Here is a 20,690-nt window from a genome sequence, read left to right on the forward strand (position 1 = left end):
TTATTTATATTTCCATTTTATAACCTACACCATGAATGTTGGTGATTTTGACAGAAGTATCTCCATTCAATTTTTTCCTTAGTTTCGAAATAAACATATCCAAACTACGTCCAACAATGACCCCTTGATCTTCCCACACCAATTTGATCAGTAGTTCTCTTTTGATAATTTGATTAGGGGTATCCGCAAAAATCTTAAGCAGTTCCGCTTCTTTAGTAGTAAGTTTGGTAACCTCATTATTGTATTTGAGTAATTGTTGATCATAGAAAAAAGAAGTGTTACCTAATTGAAGCTTTCTTTGAGTATCCTTCTTTTTATCTAAAATCGTATACTTTATCCCTAATAGTATGGCAAATAGTAACCCTATACCAATTAGTATCCATAATACAGGCGTAGTATTAACATCTGCATTATTCGTAGAAACTAGCTGTGCTTTAGGAAAGATAACCCGAATTTCATAACAATTCTTAGGTATTTTACGACCTATACACGGAACTATATTCTGTTCCCGCACGCCACTGATCTGATAACTGTATACCACTTCAGAAGAACGGCATTCGATAACCTCAATGATGTGATCTTTCCACAAGACAGAATTTGAAATTAGATTTTTCGACTTTTCGGTTAATACATCCGGATCTATAAAAAGGTTTTCTTGAAAAGATAATCGATATTCCTGATCATTGATTTTTGTAATTGGTAGTATTCTGGATACCGAGTCTTGATTAGACAATAGCAACTCATTACCCAATTGGCGTAAACTAATTTTAATTTTCTCTGGGATATACTGAGTTTCTTCTTGTGCATGATTGATCAATATTCCCGATAAAAAAAACAGGATAAATATTAATCTATTGATAATTAGTTTTTTATGAAATGTATAGAGCGTCAATGAATATGTTTTTACAATTTGGTTACACTTTTTTACAATTGATTTGAAAAGTATACACCTTTCCAATTTTATATTGAAAAGGCGTTCAAAATTCTCAATCAAATTATAATAAAAAATGAAACTAAACACGGAAAACATGAAGAATTTAAAAATAGCATTGTATACGATAATTATGGGGGTATTGATATCTGCATGTAAGAAAAGCAGTACTATTAATCCATACATTACTACCACATCTGGTCTTCAATATATGATCCTGAAACAAGGTATGGGAGCTTCTGTATCTTCTGGACAAGAAATTTTGATCCACGAATCCACAAGATATCAGAATGACTCGTTAGTCTTTTCCTCAAGGGATAATGGAGAACCCTTAAAAATTTTGGTAGGAGGTAATCAGGTAATAAAAGGTCTTGATGAAGGCGTAGTAGGCATGAAAGTAGGAGAGGTACGTAAACTTATAGTACCACCAGCTTTAAGCAAAAGGACTGGTGAAGTTCGTTTTCCACACCCAGATTCAACATTGGTGTATGAGGTGGAGTTGATCGATATTGTACAAAAACAATCCATATTGCCTGAAAAAGGTCAAGTGATACCTATTGATACCCTGGAAAGTAGTATTAAATGGACAGGCTTTTATGCATTAAAGCTGGATAAACATTTTGGTACGGTAAAATTCAAAAAGGAAATTGGGTGATGCACGAAGGAATGATCACAGGAGGGGAGTTCCTAATGGATATGGAAACGATTACCAATACCGATGGAAAATATAATGAAATGCTCGTAGATCATTTAAAAAATGAAGATTTCTTTGAGACTTCGGTATACCCATTGTCAAAATTGAAAATCAATCGGATTGATTATTCGTTGCACCCAAAATTTAACATTGAAGCAGAGCTGACCATAAAAGGAATTACACAACCCATAGAATTTACCGGAGAATTTAATGTCATAAAAGGACAAACCGTATTTACTTCCAAAATATCGATTAATCGAACACGATGGAATATCAAATACGGTTCCGGAAGTTTTTATGATAATCTAGGAGATGATGTGATATCAGACACCATAGAATTTGATGTGATCATCTATGCCATCCCTAGGGGATGTTAATATCTTGATTCACTTCATTTCCTTTTTTGATGGGGCTTAGCTGATTCATCTCTGTTTCATCATATATTCTTGATTTAATCACAAAACGAACACCAAGGGGGATTTCCAGAGAGAAACTAGCACCTCGGCCGGGAGCAACATCTACAGTAAGTTGTGTGTGTTTCCAATATTCAAACTGATCACTAGACATGTAAAAATCACAGTCATGGATAGTTCCCAGCCAAATGTCGGTTTCATTGATCAATAATTCACCCTTTTCAAAACACATCGGGGAGGAGCCATCGCAGCAACCTCCGCTTTGATGAAACATCAACTCCCCGTATTGTTTTTTCAGGGTATCTACTATGGCTATAGCAGCATCACTAATAAGAACCCTTTTTATCATTTTTTAATAGTTTAGAAAAAGCCTAATGCTTTTTTATCATAAGAAATCAACATATTCTTGGTTTGACGGTAGTGACTGAGCATCATTTTATGATTCTCTCGCCCGATTCCAGATTTCTTATATCCTCCAAAAGGAGCATGTGCTGGATAATTATGATAACAATTTACCCAAACTCTACCGGCTTTTACCGCTCTGGATATTTGATAAGCCTGATGCATATCCCGTGTCCAAACACCTGCTCCAAGTCCATATAAAGTATCGTTGGCGATTTCTATGGCTTCAGCTTCATTTTTAAACGTAGTTACACAAGCTACCGGACCGAATATTTCTTCCTGGAAAACACGCATTTTATTGTTTCCTTTAAGTAAGGTCGGTTTTACATAGTATCCTTTTTCAAGTCCTTCAATATATGCTTCCTCACCTCCGGTTAGTACTTCACACCCCTCGTCTTTACCAATATTGATGTAGTTGAGTATTTTTTCGAATTGATCATTAGACGCCTGAGCTCCCATCATGGTCTGAGGATCTAGTGGATGACCAAGTTTGATAGCTTCTGTACGCTCGATAACGCGCTCAATAAACTGATCATAAATATTTTCTTGTATCAATATTCTGGACGGACAAGTGCATACTTCTCCTTGATTCAATGCAAACATTACGGCCCCTTCTATAGCTTTGTCAAAGAAATCATCATCAGCATCCATAATGCTCTCAAAGAAAATGTTCGGAGATTTTCCACCCAATTCTAGGGTAACCGGTGTGATGTTCTTAGATGCATATTGCATAATTAATTGCCCAGTAGTGGTTTCTCCTGTAAAAGCAACTTTATTGATTCTAGGGCTAGAGGCAAGAGGCTTACCTGCTTCTGGACCAAAACCATTTACAACGTTCAATACACCAGCAGGTAGGATACCCTCTATGAGTTCCATCAATATCATAATACCCACAGGAGTTTGTTCGGCAGGTTTCAAAACGATACAGTTACCCGCTGCGAGTGCAGGAGCAATTTTCCAGGTGGCCATTAGGATTGGAAAATTCCATGGAATGATTTGTCCAACCACACCCAAAGGTTCAGGAATATTAATAGATACAGTTTGATCATCTAACTCGCTGGCAGAACCTTCTTCTGCGCGAATTACACCAGCAAAATACCTGAAGTGATCAACTGCTAGTGGCATATCCGCAGCCAGGGTTTCTCGCACGGCTTTTCCGTTGTCCCAGGTTTCTGCCCGTGCAAGGGTTTCTAGGTTTTCTTCGATTACATCAGCAATCTTTAAGAGACAATTGCTTCTAAATGTAGCCGAAGAGTTGTTCCAGTTGGGTGCCGCTTGCCATGCAGCATCAATAGCAAGTTCGATATCTTCTGAAGTGGATCTGGCAATTTTGGTAAAACTGGTACCGTCGACCGGAGAGACATTGTCAAAATATTGTCCTTTTACCGGCGCAGTCCATTTACCATTGATGTAATTGTCGTATTGGTCTTTAAAATTAGGCTTTTCTATCCTGCTTTTGGGGGATGCCTGAGAAATACTCATAGTTTTGATTTTAGAGTTGAAGATGAAGTAAGAAATGTAATATGTGTGTATGTTTTGCCAAAAAAAGTGATGCTTCCTGACAAGAAAAGGTCTATGCTTAAATATACATTTTTTTAAGGTATTTATAGTTAGGAATGCTGTTAATATTATGTCTTAATTTGGTTGTGTAATTTGATGTATGAACTGGATATTAATAGGTTTAGTGTTAAAATAATCTTAGAGTATATCTATTTATTTGATATATCAAATATATTTGTATCAAATAGATGTATATGAATATTGAAATTCCGACTCAGGTAGTTTTTTATAAAATTGAACGCGCTATAAAAGAGTATAGGAAGTATGCTCAGAAAAGAATATCAGAGACAGTAAGTGACATCACGGTAGATCAAGGTTTGATCTTACTATTTCTAAAACATTACCCAGAGCTATCGCAAAAAGAAATTGCTGCATTGGTATTTAAAGATAATGCCTCTATGACCCGTATGATAGACTTGATGGTGAAGAAACAATATTTAGTTAGATCGACCCATAGTGAAGATAGGAGGAGATATAACATCGAAATTACTAACAAAGGAAAAAAATATTAGAAAAGTTGCCTCCTGTTATTATAAAGAATCGGACAACTGCCCTGGAAGGAATAACAGAAGAAGAAATTGATCAAGTCGAAAAAATATTAGATAAAATCATTACCAATTGTACAACAAATCAATAGTATTAACCTAAAAAACAATATTATGCAAAGAATTCTTGCGCTTGCAAAACTAGCTTCACTTTTAATAGCGTTTTTATATCAATCAATCAATTACGGACAGACATCATATCACCAAACAGTAGAGAAAGTTCAAGAGCTATTGGAAGCGAACTACATATTTTTGGATAAAGCAAAAGAAACCAATGCCCATCTTGATAAATTAATGAAGAATGGTAGTTTTGAGGGAAAGACACCTAGTGATTTTGCCAGCTTGCTTACCCAAGAAATGAGAAGTATAACAAAAGACAAACATCTTCGTTTTATCTGGAATAAAGAACCACGTAAATCACGTAAAGAAGAGCTTTCTTTTAAAGATAATTTTAGTCGGTATAGGACTCCTATGTTAAGAGGTTTTAAATTGATGAAAGGAAATATTGGATATATAGATTTGGCCTATTTCGGGGGAGCTCCTTTTCATACTTCTAAGATAGATCAGGTAATGAGTGAAATGCAAATTGCCGATGCTATAATTATAGATATGAGAAGAAATGGAGGAGGAAGCCCAGTAACTGTGAACTATTTGTCCAGCTATTTTTTTAATGAGAAATTATTACTGAATACGATATATTCTAGAGCCAACAATCATTCTGAAGAAATGTGGGTAGTGGATACAAAAGGACTAAAACGGCCGAACGTTCCTGTTTATATACTAACAAGTGCAGATACTTTTTCTGGGGCAGAAGACTTTTCTTATACTATGCAAAGTAGAAAAAGAGCCACCGTTATTGGTGAAGTGACCGGTGGTGGAGCACACCCTACCAGATATCATGGTATTGACGGGACAGATTTTGGAATACGTATTCCTTTTGCCAGAACCGTAAATACGGTTACCAAAACCAATTGGGAAGGAACAGGAGTGACTCCTGATATAAAAATGAATGCAGATGAAGCCTTAAAGAAGGCTAAAGAACTAGCCAAACAAGATGCCATAACGTATAGTAATACACTTTTCAAACCTTTGGAGAACGCTATTACCAAACTAGAAAAGGATAATAAAGAATTGATTAAACAATTGGAATATTTAATCACCTCAGGAATTCTGGATGAGTTTGAAATCAATGGGTTAGGATATTCATATTTGCTAAGAGGTCAAAAAGATACTGCTATTGCAATATTTAATGCAAACACCGTATTATTTCCGGATTCAGCAAATGTTTATGATAGTTATGCAGAAGCATTAGCAACAAACAACCAAAATGATTTAGCATTAATTAATTATCAAAAGGCTGTAAAAACAGCTGCCAAAAACAATGATGACCAATTAGAGTTGTTTCAAAACAATTTAAAAGCATTTCAAGAAAAAGCGAATTAGACCAAGTACCTTTCCATTGAATTGCGAAGACCAGATTTAAAGTAAAATCTGGTCTTTGTTTTTATAAGGAATTTGCTATTCCATTAGTATATTTATAGGAAATATATTTTATGATACAAATTGATCTCGATCAGAAGGTAATTTTGGTCACGGGAGCATCAGATGGAATTGGTAAGGCTATTGCAGGGTTTTTGATGAAGATGGGAGCTACTGTAGCTGTGCATTATAATACGAATAGGAGTGCTGCAGAAGCTTTGGTAAGTAGCTATAACACTAATTCTAAGGCTTTTCAAGCAGATTTGGTAAATGAAAATGAGGTGATATCCCTTTTTGAGACCGTAGAAAGCACATTTGGTAACATTGACGTAGTAATTCTGAATGCGGGCGTATTTCAAGCACATTCTACCAATTTGGATACAGAAGAGTGGTGGAGTATCTGGAAAAAAACGATAGATATTAACTTACATGCTGTTGGATTATTGACCAAGCTTGGGATTGATCATTTTAAAAAGAACGGAGAGGGAAGGTTTATTTTTATTGGGAGTAGAGCAGTCTTTAGGGGAGAAACCGAAGAATTTTTGGGGTATGCAGCTTCAAAAGGAGGACTCGTTTCTTTAGCCAGGAGCGTGGCCCGATCTTTTGGAAAGGATAATATCAAGTCTTTTGTACTCTCACCTGGTTTTACAAAAACACGAATGGCGGAGGATTTTATAAAAATATATGGAGAAGAGAAAATATTAAATGAAATTTCATTGAATGAACTCACCACACCCGAAGATCTTACCGCCTTGGTAGGATTGATGTGCAGTGGTTTAATGGATCACGCTACAGGCGCCACCATCGATGTCAATGCAGGGAGTCACATACGATAATTCAACAAAAATTTCTTTACCACCAGGTTTTTCTAAAAATAGATTTTCGATTTTCCCAAATACTACGATTTTGCATTTTGATAAATGAAGCGCTGTAGTCTTCCAGTTTTAATAACTCTATACCAAACTGCGAAAACCCAGGAATAAGTAGAGGATTCGCCTGAAAATGCCACCATTCTGAGCTTAGGTATTTTTTGTTGCTTGGTCTGGTGTATCCTCTTCTAGGCGGGATTGGATAGAAACCATATTTCTTTGCGGTACTCGTAAAATCAACAAACCGATCCTTAATTTTAACTTTTTTATCCTTACCAGATCCCCAGCTATCCCAATAGGTAGCTTCAATTTCAATAAGATCCCCTCCGCTGGCACGACAATATACTTGCCAATAACTTTCAGGATTAGCACCTTTGTTTTTTACCATTACAAAAGGGTCTGTCTTTGGAGAGAAAAAACCAGAGTTAACAGATAAATCGAATGCTAGCCCCGGATAATGCATCGATTTGGCAGATCTATGGCTGCTTACACCTGCGGTTAATGATCTTTTACCCCCACTACTGGTAATTTTACCGCCACGATCTACAATTTCTCGTCTTAGTAAGTCGTATTGCCTTGCAGCATCTTCTCGTAATATAAAATGATCAAAGCCTTCGATGCCTCCAATTTTATCAGCATCGCATCGAACCCAATTTAATTTATTGGTATTGGTTACATAAGGATACTGAAGCTCCCAAAGCGTTTCTGGGCCGATGATACCATCGGTATAAATACCAGCCTTATCTTGAAAGTCAATAATATGGTTTTTTAAGTTACGGTTTGTTACCGATTCATCGTCTTCAATGATCTTATGAAATAGTAAATGTTCTTGTACTGCAATAAGAAAAATATCGTCGTAAGCCATAATATATGTGTTTCAAAAGTTGGTTATCAGCATCGCCCTATAAGACATGCAAAAATCTGAGGTAATTAGACTCTTCTAAGATAACTATTTTGATCGGATATTTTTTTGCCAGAGATTTGATGTTTACACTTATTCGTAGTATTTGTTTTAAAGTCAATCGTTTAAATCATATTTTTTATTCTGAAGAATTCACAGTACCTTTAGTATTAACAATATTTTTACACAATTAAAACCAATTTTTAACTCACTTAATTCACTCTTAAAACCATGAAAAAAAGTGTAATTCTGTTGCTTATGGTGGTAATTACCGTAAGTAGCACACTATTCGGGCAACAAAATGACCAACAACTCGCTGAAACGTATTTAAATACTAAAGGAGAAGTTATTTTTGATTTTGTAATCTCCAACAAATCAGAACTCAATACGATTACCAAAGAACTAGCAATTGTTTATTACGATGATCTTACAAGAACGGTTAAAGTAATGGCTGATGCTAATCAATTCGCTTCTTTTTTAGCTAAAAAAATCCCTTTCTCGGTAAATCCAGAGGATAATGTGATTGGGTATAGAACGATGACTTCTGATCTCACAGTAAAGGCAGCAACATTTCCGTTAACAGCCTATCCAACATATGCAGATTATGTGAGCATCATGAACGATTTTGCAACAAACAATCCCACCTTATGTAAAGTTGAAAATATAGGAGCCACAACCGAAGGTGATAAATCTTTGTTGTTTGTAAAATTATCGGATAATGTAGATAGTAATGAACAAGAACCCAGGGTCATGTACACCTCTTCAATGCATGGAGACGAAATAGCAGGATATCCAATGATGCTTAATCTAATTGATTTATTATTAACAGCATATAAGGATACTTCTCATCCTCGTCACGCAGAGATCAAAAACCTTTTGGATACTAGTGAAGTATGGATCAATCCTTTGGCGAATCCAGATGGAACATTTCGTAATAGTCCAACCAATACGTCTGTTGCCAATGCTACCAGAGGTAATGCAAATAATGTAGACCTTAATAGGAATTATCCAGATCCGGATGATGGTCCGAATCCGGATGGGAACGCCTATCAAGTCGAAACCTTGGCGTTTATGAATTTAGCAGACGCTAAGCATTTTGTCTTGTCCGCTAATTTTCATGGAGGAATAGAACTGGTAAATTATCCTTGGGATACTTTTGCAGGAGCACATCCAGATGAGGATTATTTTGTGCATATTTCAGAAGAGTATAGAGATTTATGCCAAGCAAATAGCCCTGCAGGATATTTTGATGCGCTAAATAATGGAATTACCAATGGATATGATTGGTACGAGGTGCAAGGAGGCCGACAAGATTATCAAATTTATTTTAAAAAAGGTAGAGAGGTGACGGTCGAGTTATCCAATGCCAAGACCCCTCCAGCCAGTCAACTGGTGAACTTTTGGAATTATAATGAAGACGCACTTATTGCATACTTAAAACAGGTTACCTACGGAATTCGTGGAGTAGTCACCGATGCGATTACCAACCAACCTGTAGATGCTAAGGTGACGGTAATCGGAAAGGAAGGTTTCGAATCTTGGGTTCCTACAGAAATGCCAGAAGGAGATTATTATCGACCTATAAAAGCAGGGACTTATGATATTAAATACGAAGCAGATTGTTATGAGCCTCTTACCGTTACTGGGGTTACTATAGCCGATTTTGCAACTGTAGTGCAAGATGTACAATTGAATCCTATTGCGGGGCAAGCTCCAGATGGTTTACAAGCAACCAGTATCCAAACTTCTACAGCAACTTTAAACTGGAATTCTAGCACTGGTGCTACCTACGATGTAAGATATCGAGAAGTAGGAACCACAAACTGGACTACAGTTGCTACAGCTACAAATAGTTTGGCTTTAACTAATTTGAATGCAATTACAGATTATGAGGCTCAGGTACGAAGTAATTGTTCTGGAGGAGTGAGTTCACCTTACAGTGCTTCTGTTACATTTACTACTACCGATGTTCCAACCTGTGCTGGGGTTAGTGTTTTTCCTTATACAGAAAGCTTTGAAACCGACCTAGGGGTGTGGACCAATGCAACTGGAGATGATATTAATTGGACCAGAGATTCTGGAGGAACACCTTCTCAAACCACAGGACCGTCTTCTGCTCAGGATGGTAGTTTTTATTTGTATCTGGAGGCCTCTACCAATGTATCTCCGCCAGGAAGCCCTAATAAAACAGCAATTTTGAATAGCCCCTGTATAGATTTATCCAGCTTATCGGGAGCGACTTTAGAATTTGGATATCATATGTATGGAGCGACCATGGGAAGTCTTGAAGTATTGATTAGCAATGATGACGGAGCAAATTATACCTCATTATGGTCCCAAAATGGAAATTTAGGTAATTCATGGAACCAGGCTTCATTAGATATTTCATCATATACGGGATCTGTGGTAAAGGTTCAGTTTAAAGGAGTAACAGGATCAAGTTGGCGTAGTGATATGGCTATCGATAATATTCGTGTTATATCTTCTACAGTGGATACCGAAGCACCAACTGCACCAACAAACCTAGTTTCTTCCAATATCACTTCCAATAGTGTTACCTTATCTTGGGAGGCAGCTACAGATAATATTGGTGTTACCGCCTACGAAGTATATCAGGGAGCCAATTTAATCGCTACCGTGGATGGTCTTGTTCATATTGCCAGTGGATTGACCCCAAATACTGCTTATAGCTTTTCTGTTATTGCCAAAGATGGAGCAGGAAATAGTTCTCCTTCGAGTAATGTCATTAACGCGACCACGATCGATGGTGGAATTACATATTGTAACTCACAAGGGAATAATGTAAACTATGAATATATAGATTTGGTGGCCTTAAATCAAATTAATAATCCTACGGGAGCAAATGGAGGATATGCGGATTTCACTGCTCAAATAGCAGATGTACCCTATGGTTCTAATTCAATTACTTTGAGTGTTGATTTTGTGAATACTGCCTACACTGAGTTTTGGAGTGTTTGGATTGACTATAATAAAGATGGCACCTTTGATGCTGCAGAACAAGTAGTATCAGAATCTACTAATAGCAGCGCTGATCAAACCTATACGTTCTCAGTACCAACAACGGCATTATCGGGTAATACCAGGATGCGTGTGTCTATGAAATACAATTCAGCACAAGGGCCATGCGAAACCTTTACTTATGGAGAAGTAGAGGATTACACCGTAAATATTGGTGGTGTGGTGTCTAAAGAAAATGACATCGCGCAAATACCTTTATCAAATAAGGTTAATCTTTACCCAAACCCAATCTATGGTAATACTCTACATATTGGAGGTTTACAGCAGTTAAAGGATGCGAATTATCAAATATTTAATTATGTGGGGCAAAATGTACTACAAGGTCGAATGATGGAAGTGAAACAGATAGACGTATCCACATTGCCTAATGGATTATACGTTATCGAAATCAATAAGGAAAAAAATAAATGGACGAATCGATTTATTAAAATGTAACGAGCAATATAATCATGTAGAAAACGGGCTTTGATAATTCTTCAAAGCTCGTTTTTTATTGAACCTTAAAATTCAACGAGTATTCGTTAACTGCCGAAGAAGATAATTCTCCTACTTTTCGATCAAATAATCGATCCAAATTATTTCCTGCAAGATCTTCTAGTTTAGGATTGAATAAAACAGTGTAACTTTCTTTATTCCAATTTTTTAAAGGATTGAAAGATAATGTGGATTCTTTGTTTGAAAATTCCCAATTTCCTTCGATTTGATTATTGTTGCTATCTACAATTTGCATGCTTTCTATGGTACTTCGGTAATCAAGAGATTCTTTACAATCAATGATTAATTGCGACCGCGTGTTGCGCTTTGGAGGAGTAATTTTCCAGCTATGAATATCAGGTTGTTGGCGATCCGCTTTAACAACTTGAAATTGTTTAGTAAAATGATCTTTCATTTGTACTCCAGCTTGATCTTTTATTCCGGAAATGACTAGTGTGTACGTTTTGCCCTCTACAAAGACAGGACCCAATTCTTGATTAGGGATTAGATCTCGTTTTTGCCTGCCTGGCTCTATCCAAACGGTAAGAAGTTTACTATCTTCACTTATCAACGCATTGGTAAACCCTAATACCGCTCTTGGTATCGTATCTCCAGATCTATTTAAAAAATGAATATGATCATAGATAGCGGTTTCATTAATGGGTTTTGAAAACTGAACGTACCATTTCAAAAGATTAGCAGGTACTTCATCGGCTGATGGATAAACACCTTTTACAGATAGAAATTGATAGTCATCCGGGATTTTCAGATGAAAATATGCACAGATTCCATTATATACAAGGGTGTAATCTTGTTCCCAATTGAATGGCACAAAAGGAGTAAAGCGAATTTGACCTTTTTCTTGGATAGTTTTGCCCAAAATAGTTGTCCTGGTCTTCGTTATTTCATCTCCTAGAAGATGACCGCGATATACTTTTAGCACTTTGTTGGGTTCATCAATTTCCTTTATGATAATATGATCTCTGCTAAAACTAAATTCCGGAGATGCTTGAGAAAACATCTCCGGAATAGAACAGATTATAAATAACAATAGAAGTAATGCTTTTTTAAAATGAGTTCTCATTGGCGTTTTTATTTTGATAACCACCAAGGACTCCCATGTTTTAGCGCTAAGTTGCCCGAAGACTCTCTTTGAATCATAACAAATCCCTTATCGTAGGCATCTAATTGCTGTACATTAACAAACGGCATATTTACATAATCTACACCTACTGCAGCTCCTTTTATGGTTACTGGCTCTGTCAAAGAAGCCTTAAAAGATTCTAAATCATCAAAATCTAACCGCATTAAAGGTCTATTCGAATTAGAGATCAATAGATAATGGGCATTATCACTTTTTACTTCAACAATATCTAAAGGAGAGTTTCCGCTACCTAATTCGGCAATTGTTCTTCCTTTGGTGTGTTGTCCTGGCTTAACATCACTCATAGGGAAAACTACAAGAGGTGTGCAAGTGTAAGCTGCAACGATATGTGGAACTCCAGCAATATCAGCAGTCAAAAATGTTTTGATAGGAGCGTGGGTTTCATACTTTCCATGTGCTGCGTGATAAATTTCTAAAGAACCGTAGTTCTGCTTTTTGTTAAAAGGAAAATCAATAGAGCGAAACGTAGAAGCAAATTCCTTGTTGCTTAGTCCGGATAACAATACTTTTCCGTTGGTATACTTGATATCGGCTACTGCCCATCTGCGAAGTTGCCGTCCGCGACGATCTTTTGCTTCATTAGATACAGGATCTGTAATTTCAGATTTGGTAAAAGACACATTGTCCAAAGCAACCGCTTTTAATTCATTGTTTTCAACTTTTAGAAGTAGAGGGTTTCCTGATCCATGCATTACAGAAATGTAAATGTTGTTGTTTTCTGGATTAACCACCATATCGGTGATTTGTACCTGATCTATAGCCGCACCCAGCATGTCTGCTATTTGCTTATCAAGTTTGTCTATTCTTACTTTAGAATTATCTGTCATTGCGTGTGCGCTAAGATCTATAGCGACTACCTGAGCAGATTTACTATCTCCAATAAATAAAATTCCTTCAGGACCAAAAGTCATGGCATTGATAGAAGTTACTTCTGGATTTCCCGCTGTGAAACCAACTTTTAAAGGAGAGGTTTCATTTGCAAAAATAGAAGTAATAGAAAGTAATAAGGAGATAATAATGACGAGTAATGTTTTCATGATATAGTAATTAGAGAGTGACGAATTTCTCTAAAAGTATATAAAATGAATTGTGGCTAGAGTTAAAGAAATACCAAAAAACGCTTTGCAGTAGTATTAAATATATCTTAAAACCAACAGGTTACTGTATGAATAGGAGTACGGTACAGTAAAATATAGATCAAATTAGAGAAGAAATACCGAAGAGATCTATTGCTCTTTAAAATCTATAATGTCTTTAATATCTACCTCCATATAATCTGCAATTCTTTTAAGACGAGCAAAATCTTTGGCTAGGTCTTTTCGCTTTACAACATAGTCTCCAGCTTGAGGACTTACACCAAGTGCCTTCGAAATTCCGTAAACAGTTTTTGAACCCTTACTTCTTTTAAGCAGTTTATTTAATTTTTTGTTAGCCATTATTATATATGATAAAAGGAATCAAATATACAAATAAATTTTTATTAAAAAAATATTTGATTATTCAAATAATATTTGTATATTTGAAACATAGAAATTCAAATCATCACAACTATGAAACTTGTACTAACTATTGCGCTATTTTGCTTGACTTTTGGAAATGTATTTGCATCAAATACTGAAAATGAGAAAGAGAAGACGGAACGTAAAAAGAATGAAGGAGAAGATAGCTACAGAAAGAAAAATGCACACTCTGTTAAAAAGTGGAAAATAAGTATTGAGTATACTAATGGAGGAGTGATCTCGAAAACGATTTCTGTAGATGAAAACTCTGAGATAAGTGCTTTAGAAGCAGCTTTTGAAGAGGCTGATAAGTATTTGAAAAAAGAAAGAAAGGTAAAAGACTATACGATCTCACCTGTAACCGATTCTTATGTGTTATTAGCTGGGAACTAACAATATAATTAATACCCTGAACTAACCTATATTCTAAGGAAAATGACTCCCCGTTGTTTTCCTTTTTTTTATGCTAATTAATTTGCTGAAGCATTAATGAATTGATACTTTTAGGTAACTAAGAAATGATCAATATAAGTTCACACATATTATTTATTAACCATGGATATCGTAGAGAAAGGAGTAAAAGAAGTTATTGCCCAAAATAGCCGATATGCTTTTGATGAGATAGAATTAACGGATCCAATCGATAAGTTTATTTCTTCATTTATGGCAGATCGTTTAGCTAGAGAGTTAAAACGAAAGTTTACGCAAGTAAAAACTACAGAACTCACCAATGATTTATTTACTGTTCTGAAAAGAATACAGGATATAGTAACCAGAATTAACGCATACTCTAATTAATTATGAAAATCATAAAATCGATTTTGATATTGTTTGCACTTGGATGTATTGCGAGCACCTATGGACAAGAACGCCTTTTTTCCTTAGGGTATGGTAAAACTTTTGTGTCTAATGATTCTACTACGGTGAGTTTAACACTAGACCTAAATAGAATTCCTGGTCAAAGTGAAAGAGCAGGAGGGTATTATTTTGTAAACGAAGTTTTAGGTGAAAAAGGCTGGGGATATTATATCAAACCTTCTATAGATGTAAATATCGGAAGTGGTATCTCTAGTGCTCCAAATAATGTTTCTTTGGGAATCCCGGTAGGTTTGGTGTATGATTTCAAAAAAACTGCAATTGGTTTGTTTTCATTATATCTTGAAGGAGCGCCAGAAATGATAGCCGACAAGAGCTTTAAAAACAATTTGCATTATCTTTCCTTAAATGCATATGTCAAATATGAATTTCTAAATGATGCTATTTTGATCAATTTCCTGGCTGGAGTTACCAATGCGAATGGATTTAGAAATCAAATAGAGGTAGATAGTGAACAGTATGGCAGGATAACTTTACCCTTATTTTTGAGGGCTAATTTTTGGAATGCAGTTTCACCAAAAGATCGAAAATACAAAAGGATCAGTTGGATCAGTACTTTTAAATTTAATCACGTATATGCTGATGATTTACTGGCTTCAGAAGATGATACGTATTTCTATTTTAGTAGTAAATTTGACGTGTATGTAACTCCGAATATAGGGTTGAATGTTACCTACTTTAATGGTCAGGAAGAACCATTATTTAGGCGTAACAATGCAATAAGTTTTGGGATCACACTGGCTCGATAATTATATTTTTTCATCTTCGTTCATAAATTCACTCCACATGGTGTTTTCCAAAGCAATTATGTTTTCGACTCTGGTCACCAATAGATGAAAAGGATCTTTCTCATCACGATAATTTCCGGATAAGGTCATAAACATATATTTTTCGCGGTTCAGTGCTTCAGCTGTAGAACGGTATTTGACCCACTTTTCCTGATATTTCATTAAAGCAGATACTCCCGCAATAATAGCCACCAACATTCCTAATACTCCAATCAGATAATTCAAATACAGGTGATCCGGATGCGTTTCAGAAAAACCTGCTGCAAAAGGAATAAATGCAGAAAAAATGATAACCAATCCACGAGTTCCTAAATGCATTTTTTTATTGATCATGCTTTTTGCGCTATACCAATGCAATTGATTATCAATTCGTTGTTCAATATATTCTTCTTGGTTCATATCTAGGTTTTAAGAGGTTTGTTTTTAAGAAAAATTAAAATATAAATATAAGGTTATTATCGATGATTTGTTTTGTTTTATTTTAACAGAAATCTAGTTACTTTTAACTACTCATATCGTCAGTCATTGTAATAACTTTTAAATATTTATGGATACTGTATAGTGTCCAAATTATTAACCATACAAAATCATAATGAGCAATAGGCAAGGTGTTTTTATTAGTTACAGCAAAAAAGATGCAAAATGGCTCGACCTACTTAGGGTACATCTTAGTTATCTGGAACGAGAGTATCAATTTACGATTTGGGAAGATTCCAAAATTGAAGTTGGTGCGGATTGGCGGGATGAAATATACAAAGCACTTAGCAATACCAAAATAGCCATACTTATGGTAAGCGCTAATTTTATTGCTTCCGATTTTATAAATAATGAAGAGCTTCCTGCATTACTGACTGCAGCAGAGCAGGAGGGGGCTTATATATTTCCCATCATTATTAGTCATTGTATGTTTTCTGATATAGATGCTATATCAAAATTTCAGACCGTTAATCCTCCAACAGAACCTTTGGTTGCTATGGATGATGGTCAAAGAGATGCACTTTTTGTAAAGGTAACTCAAGAAGTAAAAAGAGTATTGTCACTTCCTACAAATGATTCTTCTTCTCCGATCGTTGATAATCTTCCTTCATTAGAAGAATATCAAGCAGCACTAGTAAGAGCCAGTGTTATTTCTGTTTTTAGAATGCATACTGAAGAATTAGGATTAACTATTAAACAAGTATACGAACGCTCTAAAATAGAACGAAGAAAAAATGTTGTACGTGTTATCCATGAATTGGAAGCCTTAGGTATCCTTACCAAAACTAAGGTAGAACAACTCTCGTATTATAAAATAACCGATTTTGGCACTACTTTTATAAAAGAATACTATACTATTTGAGTCTTGTTTACAATACTTGGTTGGCTCGCCTTAATTACTCCTGTTTTACGTCCTGAGCGAGACGGAACATAAAGCAAACCAACTCAAATACAAACTTACGTGGCCACCAATGGTCATTAAACTTCTCTTTACCAAATCTGTAAACTTTTCTGTCATAAGGGTATTAATAATCCTTCGCCAGACGGTACGGTAAATTGAAACAGTCAATGACTGATGTACTGCCAACGTCCCAGGATCATCACCTAGTTTAGTATGTAAGATTGGTTTGTACATGATTAAACTTTTAAAAATTAATATTCCTTTTTTTAGAGCAAATCTTGTGCCGAAAATCACAATTTATTTAGGGGTGTAAATTGTTAATTTCTTAATTTTGAATGGTTTATCTAATATCAACTTGTGAATCGTACTTTTTTGCTCACTATAGAGCATACAAAACAATTGGTTTTTTAGATAATTTATAGCAATGAATTTTGATCGTACCCTTCTAAAAATGGGCACTTTGGAACTATGCCCTGAAGAAAGGATGGAACAAAATAGAATCAAGAAATAATGGATACATTTGTTCTAAATTTTATGTTGCAAATTTACGATTTTAACAGGAAAAATAAAAGAGTAGAAACCGCCAATCTTTTGTGGATTTACAGTATAAAAATTTAGAAATCAGATGACTTATATTTTAGAAAAATGATCTTTTAAAACGATTTGATTGGTTTTTCGATCGGTTATCGTAAGTCCTTTTATCGATCCCGCTCCTAAAAAACGATATCGGATACCCACAAATTTCCCTATAGACTGATGATAGTTATTACTATATACTTCCTGATCTTCAATGTATACAGTTACCTTATTATTTTCAACGTTTATTTTTAGTTTTTTGAAATCGGATAAATCTGTTCCTAACGAAGATAAATCATGTTCTTTTCCTGTTACATAAACATCGTTGAGCATAAGATTAATATCAGACACACAACCAGGTATTGAAAAAGGAATTATCATAGCGCCAGAACTTCCTAAGACTACAATTCGAAGAGTTTGACAAACGGCCCACTTTTCGTTGTAAATATTTTTTACTGTAGTTTCAATAGTCATATCATCTCCTGACATATTAAAATCTTTAACCAGGTGGAAGGTAGAGACGATTGGATCCTTATTTCCCCTTATTTCATTAATAAAAGTATCTGAAAATGATAAAGGACCATTCATTGTATCGTTAACATTGATATATTTAGGAATGGGTTCGTAATCAATCGTCCCCATCCATTCATCCGAAGCGATGAACAAATCATGTTCTTTAATAATTTTTCCATCGACTAGTAATTTCGCTCTAAAATACCCTGGATAATAATAGATCCCTGTGGCTTGTTTTTGTTTAGGTTTTATTTTTACAGTTTTGGTTCTATCCCAAAACTGTTGAATATAAATACTATCCGATGTGATTTTATCCAAATTCAGATCAAATACCACAGAATTAGGCAGCCCTTTGGAAATAGGTCTGCTTTTGAATTGAATTTTTGAAAGGTCTAATGGTTGGATATTATCATTTTTGGTACTCACCATGGAGAAGAACGAAATGAAGGCAAAGGTCATAATCCCTGCAGCTGCAACAATAATTCCCATATTTTGAAACACCTTATCTTTTATCAAGGAGGATTTCTTCTTTGGCTCTTTCTTGTTTTTAAAGTCTCTCCAGTTTTCATAACCCGCAAACTTAGATAAGGTATTAAGTGTACTAATACTAGGAGCATTTTGGTACTTTACTTTACCCCAAACCCGCTTTAAAGTGGTTGTGCTAAGGTTAACCTGAGTCTCTTTTTGAATATGCTCACTCAATTCAATAAATACATCATTATGCCAAGAATCTGAAGATCCCCAATCAAGACGATTCTCAATCTCTAGCAGACATTGCTGTACTAAATGATATTCTGGATACCTATTCATAGACACTAACAAAATTGATCAAAATTTATGACTTGAACAACATTGAACGAACTTGTATGAACTTGTATGAACTTGTTTTCGTGGTCTACATCTAATCTTCGAATTTTGAGATCAACAAACAACAAAAAATGATGATACGAGCAATTTCAATTTTGATTTTAAGTACTTTCTTTTCTTTCAACATATATGCACAGCAGAAATTTCCTTTGGATACTGTACAATGGGAAATTAATGCTCAATCTTATGTGCTAGAAAGCTATAAAGGAAAAGATGCATTATACATGCAACGGGGTATGGCTGCACTGAAGGATGTTACTTTTTTGAATGGTACAATAGAATTTGACGTGTTTCTCAACGAACGTCAAGGTTTTCCGGGAGTTCGATTTCGAGCGGTGGATGCCAATAATATGGAGTCTTTTTATATACGAGCGCACCTACCTGGTAAACCAGATGCTAATCAGGGAACTCCTGTAATAAATGGGCTTTCTCCCTGGCAATTGTATTTTGGTCCGAGTTATTCTGTACCCTACGATTATAATTATGACGATTGGACTCATGTAAAATTGGTAGTTAATGGAAAAAGAGCACAAGTGTTTTTTGACTATTCAGAAAAACCTCATTTATGCTGGAATTTGGTCAGAGAACCCAAAGAAGGAAGGATAGCTATCAGTGGAGGTGGGCCGAATCCTATGCATTATGCCAATTTTACTATTGACAAGACCGCTACTCAACTAGTGGATTTTAAAGTACATGAAAGAAAACCTATAGATGGATTGGTATCGGCATGGGAAATTTCGGATAAGTTTGAAGAAACACAGTTGCGCAATTTAGCTAACATAAAGGGATTGATAACTTCTCGAAAGTGGTTAGGAAAAGTACAAATTGAAGAGGGTACCGCTGCCAACATCGCAAGAAAAGTATTACTGAGAGATGGGACCAAAAAGAATACAGTTTTTGCAAAACTGGTGATCGACTCAGATAAAGAGCAAACCAAACTATTCGAATTTGGATATAGTGATAGGGCAGTGGTCATACTCAACGATCAACCTATTTATAAAGGAAACAACAGATGGCGTTCAAGAGATTACCGATATCTAGGAACTATTGGTCTTTTTGATGCAGTATATCTAAACCTAAAAAAAGGAAAAAATATTCTTCTACTGGCAGTTTCCGAAGATTTTGGAGGTTGGCTGGTAACCGGTAAGTTTACTGATCCTTCTGGTGTTGTGGTGAATTAATTTTCTCAATCATAGATACAATAGAATCCTCCTCAAAATATTAACGAAATAAAGCCTCGACATTGTCGAGGCTTTATGGTTCAGCACGGATATTTAAGATCACTAGCACATATCCGTACAGGTAAAGGGGCAAACAAGCCCTTACTTCTAGGATCTCCCAAATATATCTTTTGGTGGAGCTACAGCCATCTTTTGATGGTAATCAAACCAGTACAATTCTGTATTCGATACAGCACATAGTTCGTTGTTCGAATTAAAAAAGCGACTCCTTACATAAATTTTTGATAGATCTTCAGCAGTACTCAAAAATTCCATATTTAGAAAAAGTCCTGAGTAAACATGAGATGTTTTTGATAGGTAAATTCTTCTTTACATTTTTGAAGTCTGACTTTCAGATGATCTAGTTTTCTTTTAGAATATCCTTTTTCGAATAGAAAGCTATCCAGAATAGCATATATATAAGCTTGATAAGCACCACCATGCATGATCATAAAATCGTCTACATCTTTTCCCGTTACTTTGTATTTTTTTCTGATCATA

General features: G+C 35.4%; 21 protein-coding genes. 11 read left to right on the forward strand and 10 right to left on the reverse strand.

Features of this window, described 5'->3' with window-relative positions; translation table 11 throughout:
- Positions 1–4: 4 nt before the first annotated feature.
- A complete protein-coding gene (locus tag AC0L3Q_RS12415; protein ID WP_473279654.1) occupies positions 5–892 on the reverse strand; it encodes a helix-turn-helix domain-containing protein in 888 nt (295 codons plus the stop codon).
- 136 nt (positions 893–1,028) lie between these two features.
- Here AC0L3Q_RS12415 and AC0L3Q_RS12420 point away from each other — a divergent pair, with 136 nt between their 5' ends.
- Both AC0L3Q_RS12420 and AC0L3Q_RS12425 read left to right on the forward strand, forming a co-directional pair.
- Positions 1,029–1,586 carry an FKBP-type peptidyl-prolyl cis-trans isomerase gene (locus AC0L3Q_RS12420; protein WP_473279656.1) on the forward strand — a complete coding sequence of 186 codons (558 nt, stop codon included), beginning with the start codon at positions 1,029–1,031 and terminating at the stop codon, positions 1,584–1,586.
- Entirely contained in the window at positions 1,586–2,002 is a 417-nt protein-coding gene (locus AC0L3Q_RS12425) for a YceI family protein (RefSeq protein ID WP_473286939.1), read from the forward strand. The genes AC0L3Q_RS12420 and AC0L3Q_RS12425 overlap by 1 nt, the downstream gene beginning before the upstream one ends.
- Here AC0L3Q_RS12425 and AC0L3Q_RS12430 read toward each other — a convergent pair.
- Both AC0L3Q_RS12430 and AC0L3Q_RS12435 read right to left on the reverse strand, forming a co-directional pair.
- A complete protein-coding gene (locus AC0L3Q_RS12430; protein ID WP_073313516.1) occupies positions 1,989–2,387 on the reverse strand; it encodes a DUF779 domain-containing protein in 399 nt (132 codons plus the stop codon). The genes AC0L3Q_RS12425 and AC0L3Q_RS12430 overlap by 14 nt on opposite strands.
- Before the next feature lie 11 nt (positions 2,388–2,398).
- Positions 2,399–3,922, reverse strand: a complete 1,524-nt coding sequence (locus AC0L3Q_RS12435) for an aldehyde dehydrogenase family protein (protein WP_473279658.1) — start codon at positions 3,920–3,922, stop codon at positions 2,399–2,401.
- Between the two features lie 272 nt (positions 3,923–4,194).
- Here AC0L3Q_RS12435 and AC0L3Q_RS12440 point away from each other — a divergent pair, with 272 nt between their 5' ends.
- The 3 genes from AC0L3Q_RS12440 (at position 4,195) to AC0L3Q_RS12450 (ending at position 6,860) form a co-directional block, all read left to right on the forward strand.
- The gene (locus AC0L3Q_RS12440; RefSeq protein ID WP_473279660.1) at positions 4,195–4,512 is read left to right on the forward strand and encodes a MarR family winged helix-turn-helix transcriptional regulator; all 318 of its coding nucleotides are present in this window, start codon (positions 4,195–4,197) and stop codon (positions 4,510–4,512) included.
- A 147-nt stretch (positions 4,513–4,659) separates the two neighbouring features.
- Complete coding sequence (locus tag AC0L3Q_RS12445; protein ID WP_473279662.1) at positions 4,660–5,988, forward strand: S41 family peptidase; 1,329 nt, start codon at positions 4,660–4,662, stop codon at positions 5,986–5,988.
- Between the two features lie 110 nt (positions 5,989–6,098).
- Positions 6,099–6,860: an SDR family NAD(P)-dependent oxidoreductase gene (locus tag AC0L3Q_RS12450; RefSeq protein ID WP_473279664.1), complete on the forward strand. Its 762-nt coding sequence runs from the start codon at positions 6,099–6,101 to the stop codon at positions 6,858–6,860.
- 16 nt (positions 6,861–6,876) lie between these two features.
- On the opposite strand, the gene AC0L3Q_RS12455 is transcribed toward AC0L3Q_RS12450, so the two are convergent.
- The gene (locus tag AC0L3Q_RS12455) at positions 6,877–7,758 is read right to left on the reverse strand and encodes a hypothetical protein (RefSeq protein ID WP_473279666.1); all 882 of its coding nucleotides are present in this window, start codon (positions 7,756–7,758) and stop codon (positions 6,877–6,879) included.
- Between the two features lie 267 nt (positions 7,759–8,025).
- On the opposite strand from AC0L3Q_RS12455, the gene AC0L3Q_RS12460 reads away from it, so the two are divergent.
- The gene (locus AC0L3Q_RS12460) at positions 8,026–11,268 is read left to right on the forward strand and encodes a M14 family zinc carboxypeptidase (RefSeq protein WP_473279668.1); all 3,243 of its coding nucleotides are present in this window, start codon (positions 8,026–8,028) and stop codon (positions 11,266–11,268) included.
- A 55-nt stretch (positions 11,269–11,323) separates the two neighbouring features.
- Here the strand turns inward: AC0L3Q_RS12460 and AC0L3Q_RS12465 are convergent, their stop codons facing one another.
- The 3 genes from AC0L3Q_RS12465 to AC0L3Q_RS12475 form a co-directional block, all read right to left on the reverse strand.
- Entirely contained in the window at positions 11,324–12,391 is a 1,068-nt protein-coding gene (locus AC0L3Q_RS12465; RefSeq protein WP_473279670.1) for an Ig-like domain-containing protein, read from the reverse strand.
- Between the two features lie 8 nt (positions 12,392–12,399).
- The gene (locus tag AC0L3Q_RS12470) at positions 12,400–13,509 is read right to left on the reverse strand and encodes a hypothetical protein (protein WP_473279672.1); all 1,110 of its coding nucleotides are present in this window, start codon (positions 13,507–13,509) and stop codon (positions 12,400–12,402) included.
- Between the two features lie 189 nt (positions 13,510–13,698).
- The gene (locus AC0L3Q_RS12475) at positions 13,699–13,908 is read right to left on the reverse strand and encodes a hypothetical protein (protein ID WP_073313560.1); all 210 of its coding nucleotides are present in this window, start codon (positions 13,906–13,908) and stop codon (positions 13,699–13,701) included.
- A gap of 114 nt (positions 13,909–14,022) precedes the next feature.
- Here AC0L3Q_RS12475 and AC0L3Q_RS12480 point away from each other — a divergent pair, with 114 nt between their 5' ends.
- The 3 genes from AC0L3Q_RS12480 to AC0L3Q_RS12490 all read left to right on the forward strand — a co-directional run bounded on the left by AC0L3Q_RS12480 (position 14,023) and on the right by AC0L3Q_RS12490 (position 15,596).
- The gene (locus AC0L3Q_RS12480; RefSeq protein ID WP_473279674.1) at positions 14,023–14,364 is read left to right on the forward strand and encodes a hypothetical protein; all 342 of its coding nucleotides are present in this window, start codon (positions 14,023–14,025) and stop codon (positions 14,362–14,364) included.
- Between the two features lie 162 nt (positions 14,365–14,526).
- Complete coding sequence (locus AC0L3Q_RS12485; protein WP_473279676.1) at positions 14,527–14,769, forward strand: hypothetical protein; 243 nt, start codon at positions 14,527–14,529, stop codon at positions 14,767–14,769.
- Between the two features lie 2 nt (positions 14,770–14,771).
- Positions 14,772–15,596: a hypothetical protein gene (locus AC0L3Q_RS12490; protein WP_473279678.1), complete on the forward strand. Its 825-nt coding sequence runs from the start codon at positions 14,772–14,774 to the stop codon at positions 15,594–15,596.
- Here AC0L3Q_RS12490 and AC0L3Q_RS12495 read toward each other — a convergent pair whose 3' ends face one another.
- Entirely contained in the window at positions 15,597–16,034 is a 438-nt protein-coding gene (locus tag AC0L3Q_RS12495) for a DUF4231 domain-containing protein (protein ID WP_473279680.1), read from the reverse strand.
- Positions 16,035–16,227: 193 nt separating this feature from the next.
- Between AC0L3Q_RS12495 and AC0L3Q_RS12500 the strand changes: the two genes are divergently transcribed.
- On the forward strand, positions 16,228–16,974 hold the full coding sequence (locus AC0L3Q_RS12500; RefSeq protein WP_473279682.1) for a toll/interleukin-1 receptor domain-containing protein: 747 nt from the start codon (positions 16,228–16,230) through the stop codon (positions 16,972–16,974).
- A 669-nt stretch (positions 16,975–17,643) separates the two neighbouring features.
- On the opposite strand, the gene AC0L3Q_RS12505 is transcribed toward AC0L3Q_RS12500, so the two are convergent.
- Positions 17,644–18,912, reverse strand: a complete 1,269-nt coding sequence (locus AC0L3Q_RS12505; RefSeq protein ID WP_473279684.1) for a hypothetical protein — start codon at positions 18,910–18,912, stop codon at positions 17,644–17,646.
- Between the two features lie 128 nt (positions 18,913–19,040).
- On the opposite strand from AC0L3Q_RS12505, the gene AC0L3Q_RS12510 reads away from it, so the two are divergent.
- Positions 19,041–20,150, forward strand: a complete 1,110-nt coding sequence (locus AC0L3Q_RS12510) for a LamG domain-containing protein (protein ID WP_473279686.1) — start codon at positions 19,041–19,043, stop codon at positions 20,148–20,150.
- A 317-nt stretch (positions 20,151–20,467) separates the two neighbouring features.
- On the opposite strand, the gene AC0L3Q_RS12515 is transcribed toward AC0L3Q_RS12510, so the two are convergent.
- Entirely contained in the window at positions 20,468–20,689 is a 222-nt protein-coding gene (locus tag AC0L3Q_RS12515) for a hypothetical protein (RefSeq protein WP_473279688.1), read from the reverse strand.
- Position 20,690 lies beyond the last annotated feature (1 nt).

Source organism: Aquimarina sp. KJ22-3 (assembly GCF_055808215.1).

Bases quoted from the DNA above. Each gene is read 5' to 3' on its own strand.
- AC0L3Q_RS12460 (WP_473279668.1), top strand. From the start codon at position 8,026: ATGAAAAAAAGTGTAATTCTGTTGCTTATGGTGGTAATTACCGTAAGT.
- AC0L3Q_RS12430 (WP_073313516.1), bottom strand. From the start codon at position 2,387: ATGATAAAAAGGGTTCTTATTAGTGATGCTGCTATAGCCATAGTAGAT.
- AC0L3Q_RS12440 (WP_473279660.1), top strand. From the start codon at position 4,195: ATGAATATTGAAATTCCGACTCAGGTAGTTTTTTATAAAATTGAACGC.
- AC0L3Q_RS12435 (WP_473279658.1), bottom strand. From the start codon at position 3,922: ATGAGTATTTCTCAGGCATCCCCCAAAAGCAGGATAGAAAAGCCTAAT.
- AC0L3Q_RS12445 (WP_473279662.1), top strand. From the start codon at position 4,660: ATGCAAAGAATTCTTGCGCTTGCAAAACTAGCTTCACTTTTAATAGCG.
- AC0L3Q_RS12510 (WP_473279686.1), top strand. From the start codon at position 19,041: ATGATGATACGAGCAATTTCAATTTTGATTTTAAGTACTTTCTTTTCT.
- AC0L3Q_RS12485 (WP_473279676.1), top strand. From the start codon at position 14,527: ATGGATATCGTAGAGAAAGGAGTAAAAGAAGTTATTGCCCAAAATAGC.
- AC0L3Q_RS12425 (WP_473286939.1), top strand. From the start codon at position 1,586: ATGCACGAAGGAATGATCACAGGAGGGGAGTTCCTAATGGATATGGAA.
- AC0L3Q_RS12420 (WP_473279656.1), top strand. From the start codon at position 1,029: ATGAAGAATTTAAAAATAGCATTGTATACGATAATTATGGGGGTATTG.
- AC0L3Q_RS12465 (WP_473279670.1), bottom strand. From the start codon at position 12,391: ATGAGAACTCATTTTAAAAAAGCATTACTTCTATTGTTATTTATAATC.
- AC0L3Q_RS12455 (WP_473279666.1), bottom strand. From the start codon at position 7,758: ATGGCTTACGACGATATTTTTCTTATTGCAGTACAAGAACATTTACTA.
- AC0L3Q_RS12495 (WP_473279680.1), bottom strand. From the start codon at position 16,034: ATGAACCAAGAAGAATATATTGAACAACGAATTGATAATCAATTGCAT.
- AC0L3Q_RS12450 (WP_473279664.1), top strand. From the start codon at position 6,099: ATGATACAAATTGATCTCGATCAGAAGGTAATTTTGGTCACGGGAGCA.
- AC0L3Q_RS12475 (WP_073313560.1), bottom strand. From the start codon at position 13,908: ATGGCTAACAAAAAATTAAATAAACTGCTTAAAAGAAGTAAGGGTTCA.
- AC0L3Q_RS12480 (WP_473279674.1), top strand. From the start codon at position 14,023: ATGAAACTTGTACTAACTATTGCGCTATTTTGCTTGACTTTTGGAAAT.
- AC0L3Q_RS12515 (WP_473279688.1), bottom strand. From the start codon at position 20,689: ATGATCAGAAAAAAATACAAAGTAACGGGAAAAGATGTAGACGATTTT.
- AC0L3Q_RS12470 (WP_473279672.1), bottom strand. From the start codon at position 13,509: ATGAAAACATTACTCGTCATTATTATCTCCTTATTACTTTCTATTACT.
- AC0L3Q_RS12505 (WP_473279684.1), bottom strand. From the start codon at position 18,912: ATGAATAGGTATCCAGAATATCATTTAGTACAGCAATGTCTGCTAGAG.
- AC0L3Q_RS12490 (WP_473279678.1), top strand. From the start codon at position 14,772: ATGAAAATCATAAAATCGATTTTGATATTGTTTGCACTTGGATGTATT.
- AC0L3Q_RS12500 (WP_473279682.1), top strand. From the start codon at position 16,228: ATGAGCAATAGGCAAGGTGTTTTTATTAGTTACAGCAAAAAAGATGCA.